Here is a 4,456-nt window from a genome sequence, read left to right as displayed (position 1 = left end):
CTTACTGTCAACACTTTTTTTAATTTTTTTTATTTTTTTGAAAGTTTTTTTACTTTTTTTGTTTACATAAAAAATCAGGAGCAAGGATGCCCCCGATTCCTCTATATTTTATTGATGTTTTCAATCTCTTATTTGATCTCTATTCTTTTACTTCCAATAGACCGATGTCTCCATCTTCTCTACGGTAGATGACATTTGTTGTGTTGTCTTCTGCATCACGATAAATGAAGAAGCCGTGTGCCAATAGATCCATTTGAAGGATCGCTTCATCTATATCCATCGGTTCTAGATCAATTGTTTTTGAGCGAACAACTTTTTCTGTGGTGGTTGCTTCTTCTACAACTGCATCGGTAAACAATTTACCTGCACCAGATTTAACACGATTTTTCTTTTCGATTTTTGTTTTATTCTTACGAATTTGACGTTCAATTTTATCTACAACAAGATCAATTGAACCGTACATATCTTGAGAAACATCTTCTGCACGAAGCGTGATAGATCCAAGCGGAATGGTTACTTCTACTTTTGCGGTCTTTTCACGGTAAACTTTTAAGTTTACTCGAGCATCCAGCTCTTGATCTGCCTGAAAATATTTTTCAATCTTTTCGAGTTTAGAAACGACATAGTCGCGAATGGCTTCTGTTACTTCTAGGTTTTCACCACGGATACTATATTTAATCATATTAGTACCTACTTTCTAAACATTATGTTTTTATTTATATGTATATTATAACGCTTTCATAAACTTTTTGCAAATCTTTTTTTATCTTGCGATTGAAAATGTCTTTATTTCTTTCACACCTTTTTCAATTAGTAGGCGCTTCATTAATTCGATTGTTTTGCCCGTTGTGTAGATATCATCCAAGATAAGATATTTCTGCTTTTCTGAAACTTCTCCTTTTAATTGAAAGTGTTGAGAGGTTTTTAATCTTTCTTCTCTTGTTTTTTTTGATTGGGCTAAGCTGTCTTCTTTTTGGAATAGACTGTTGTACTTTATTTCTGCAAAATCTAATATAGTTGATACTTGATTGAATCCTCTCTCCTGCTTTTTTTCATGGCTAATTGGAGTCGGTATTATCGTATAGCTTTTATACTTTTTCAAGGCTTTTTTGATGTCACATGCAAATACCATTCCTAATAAACGATCTCCTTCAAATTTATATCGCTTGAAATAGTCCTTCATTGCTGCATTATATCTATATAATGCTTCATGTTCGACCATATTCCCCTTTTGTATCCAGTATTCGCAATCTTTACATACTTTCTCCTCCTTATCTTTATAACATCTAGGACAATGGATTTCGCCAATTTGTTCGAAGTCTTCTTTGCATTCTTTACAAATCCATTCTTCTTGTTGATTCATAAAAATAAGGTCTGTGAAATGTTCACCAGTTTTCAACTCTTTCGTACAAAGCAGACATTCTTTCAAAATCCAGCCTCCTGATTCATTTCCTTTATTTCTTTGATCGCTTTTTTCATTTCTCGTGTTATGCCATCTGATAGAAAAAGTAGTTTACCTGTTGGTCTTTCTTTACTTCGACCGACCCTTCCTGAAATTTGTACGAGTGCACTTTTAGTAAATAATTTGTGATTACTTTCTAAAACAAAGACATCTACAAACGGAAAGGTCACTCCTCTTTCTAAAATTGTTGTCGAGACTAGCATGGTTATGGCTCTGTTTCTAAACTCTTCTACCATTCGTAGGCGGTCTGTTGTCTGTGAGGATACAAAACCTACTGTTTCTTTGGGAAAGTATTTTTTTAAGTTCTCAGTAAATTGTTGTCCTAATTCTATTTCAGATACAAAGATTAACAATGGGTAGTGAGTCTGTCTTTGTTTCTTGATCAGTTGCAATAGTTCGTAAGGGATTCTTCCTTTTTCTATTTTTTCTCTAATTTTCGGCACCCATTTTATTTCAGGGACCACTAGTGGGTTCCCATGAAACCTTCTTGGAAGGCTATAACGAATGATTTCTTTTTTCTTGACCTTTTTATCTAACTCATCTGTAGAGGTTGCTGTTAAATATAGCGTATTCCCCCCTTTTTTTATCGCATTCTGAGCTGCTTTATATAAGATTGGATTGTCCACATAGGGAAAAGCATCTACCTCATCTATAATAAGGAGATCAAAGGCCTGAAAAAATTTTAGCAATTGGTGGGTTGTTGCGATTACCAAAGGCGTTCTAAAATAGGGTTCCGATTTCCCATGAAGCAAAGAGATGGGGCAGGAAAAATCGTCCTTCATCCTTCCGTACAGTTCGATACAGACATCGATTCTTGGGGTGGCAATACAGACTGCTTTTCCTGACTTGATCGCTGTTGCTACAACCTGATACATCATTTCCGTTTTTCCAGCTCCTGTCACAGCATGTACCAAGGCATTTCCCCCTTCCTTAACTGCTTGGATGAGACCATCTGATACCTCTTGTTGATAGGAAGTCAAGGTTCCTTTCCAGTTTAACACCTCCTGTCCTTCAAAGTCATGCTGTGCAATAGCATAAAGTTTTTGATCACTCCGGATTCTTCCCAATTGGATACAGGCTCTACAATACAGTACCTCTTCACTCAACTTCCAAAGTTTTTGATCAATCATACTGCCACATCGAAAACATTGGTACCTTCCATTTTGTTTTTCTATAGTAGGAAGTTCTTGGGCAATTTCTTTTAGATTATTTGTCATTTGACTCTCCGTTAAGAGCCTTCCATAAAAATCTTCTATCTTCATACTTATTAATTCGCAAAAGTTGGAGAAATTCATTCTTTTTTTGTAAAATATGAATATGGAATATGTTACATTTAAAGAGAACGGTACTGTTCAAGAAGAAATCAAAAAATCAAAATTCATTTGTCATGTCAAGCGTGTCTCCTCTGAAGAGGAAGCTAGAGATTTTATCAATGCCATCAAAAAGGAACACTATAAGGCTACACATAACTGCTCTGCTTTCATCATTGGAGAACAAAGTGACATCAAACGGACCAGTGACGATGGTGAGCCTAGCGGAACAGCTGGTGTACCGATGTTAGGAGTTCTGGAAAATCATCACATCACTAATAGTTGCGTTGTGGTTACCCGCTATTTTGGAGGCATTAAATTAGGTGCTGGCGGTCTAATTCGTGCATACGCTGGAAGTGTGGCTCAAGCAGTTCGAGAGATTGGACTGGTAGAAATCAAGGAACAAGTGGTTCTTGGAATCACACTTTCTTATTCCCAATACCAAGAGTTTGCTAATTTCTTAAAAGACAATCAATTGGCGGAACAAGATCCAATGTTTACAGATCAGGTGGCGACAACTATTTTTGTAGACAAAGAAGACACCCGTTCTATCACAGCAGCTTTAGTCGAATTTTATAATGGGAAAGTCCTTATAGAAGATCAAGGAATTCGCGAGGTTGAGGTACCACTCCTTTCTGTAGAAAATTAATCAAAAAAACTATCGGCAACGATAGTTTTTTTTATCACACCCATAAAATTTCTATATTTTACATTCTTCCCACAAGGGACTATACTTGTTAGTATCAAGAAAACCTAGAACTGAGGTATATTATGGCTATTTATGAAAATATTACAGAATTGATTGGGAACACTCCGATTGTCAAATTGAACCGTCTTGTTCCTGAAGGAGCTGCAAATGTCTATGTCAAACTCGAAGCCTTCAATCCTGGATCATCTGTTAAAGACCGGATTGCTTTGAGCATGATTGAAAAAGCTGAAGCGGATGGCTTGATCAAACCAGGTGATACAATTGTCGAAGCAACTAGTGGAAACACAGGGATTGGCTTATCATGGGTTGGCGCAGCTAAAGGCTATAAAGTTGTGATTGTCATGCCTGAAACCATGAGTGTGGAACGTCGTAAAATCATCCAAGCATATGGAGCTGAACTCGTTTTGACTCCTGGAAGTGAAGGAATGAAAGGTGCCATCGCTAAAGCTGAAGCAATCGCTGCAGAAAGAAATGGCTTCCTTCCTCTTCAGTTTGAAAACCCTGCTAACCCAGAGGTACATGAAAGAACAACAGGACAAGAAATCGTTGATGCCTTTGGAAAAGATGGTTTAGATGCTTTTGTCGCAGGTGTTGGTACTGGTGGTACTGTTTCTGGTATTTCTCATACTTTGAAAAAGAATAATCCAGCTGTCAAAGTCTATGCAGTTGAGGCCAATGAATCTGCTGTCCTTTCTGGCGAAAAACCTGGACCACATAAAATCCAAGGAATTTCAGCAGGTTTTATTCCAAATACCTTAGATACTAACGCATATGATGGTGTTCGTCGCGTATCTTCAGAAGAAGCTTTCGAACTTGCACGAGCTATTGGTGGGGCCGAAGGGTTCTTAGTAGGCATTTCAAGTGCTGCTGCTATCTATGCTGCGATTGAGGTAGCCAAAGAATTAGGAAGTGGTAAAAAAGTTCTTGCTCTTGCACCAGATAATGGGGAACGTTATCTTTCAACTACTCTTTACG

5 protein-coding genes are annotated in these 4,456 nt (G+C 37.3%); 2 read left to right on the top strand and 3 right to left on the bottom strand.

All coding sequences use genetic code 11. The annotated features are described in order from the left end of the window. Positions 1 to 139 precede the first annotated feature (139 nt). From hpf to SPADD19_RS10635, 3 genes are all read right to left on the bottom strand, one after another. The gene (gene hpf / locus SPADD19_RS10645; RefSeq protein ID WP_061455967.1) at positions 140 to 682 is read right to left on the bottom strand and encodes a ribosome hibernation-promoting factor, HPF/YfiA family; all 543 of its coding nucleotides are present in this window, start codon (positions 680 to 682) and stop codon (positions 140 to 142) included. An 81-nt stretch (positions 683 to 763) separates the two neighbouring features. Then, the gene (locus tag SPADD19_RS10640; protein ID WP_049487919.1) at positions 764 to 1,429 is read right to left on the bottom strand and encodes a ComF family protein; all 666 of its coding nucleotides are present in this window, start codon (positions 1,427 to 1,429) and stop codon (positions 764 to 766) included. Next, positions 1,426 to 2,724 (bottom strand): ATP-dependent helicase ComFA, encoded by a 1,299-nt coding sequence (locus SPADD19_RS10635; protein ID WP_061455966.1) that lies wholly within the window; start codon positions 2,722 to 2,724, stop codon positions 1,426 to 1,428. The genes SPADD19_RS10640 and SPADD19_RS10635 overlap by 4 nt, the downstream gene beginning before the upstream one ends. 55 nt (positions 2,725 to 2,779) lie before the next feature. Between SPADD19_RS10635 and SPADD19_RS10630 the strand changes: the two genes are divergently transcribed. Beyond that, complete coding sequence (locus tag SPADD19_RS10630; protein ID WP_061455969.1) at positions 2,780 to 3,421, top strand: YigZ family protein; 642 nt, start codon at positions 2,780 to 2,782, stop codon at positions 3,419 to 3,421. Between the two features lie 122 nt (positions 3,422 to 3,543). Beyond that, on the top strand, positions 3,544 to 4,456 hold a 913-nt coding region (gene cysK, locus SPADD19_RS10625; RefSeq protein ID WP_061455965.1), incomplete at its 3' end, for a cysteine synthase A.

The organism is Streptococcus parasanguinis (genome assembly GCF_001578955.1).
Lineage (GTDB): Bacteria > Bacillota > Bacilli > Lactobacillales > Streptococcaceae > Streptococcus > Streptococcus parasanguinis_U.
Note: the sequence above shows the minus strand (reverse complement) of the source record. Positions and strands in the feature narration are given on the sequence as shown.

What these genes read in the sequence shown, in the direction of transcription:
- SPADD19_RS10630 (WP_061455969.1), top strand. Translation starts at nt 2,780, where the DNA reads ATGGAATATGTTACATTTAAAGAGAACGGTACTGTTCAAGAAGAAATC.
- hpf (WP_061455967.1), bottom strand. Translation starts at nt 682, where the DNA reads ATGATTAAATATAGTATCCGTGGTGAAAACCTAGAAGTAACAGAAGCC.
- SPADD19_RS10635 (WP_061455966.1), bottom strand. Translation starts at nt 2,724, where the DNA reads ATGAAGATAGAAGATTTTTATGGAAGGCTCTTAACGGAGAGTCAAATG.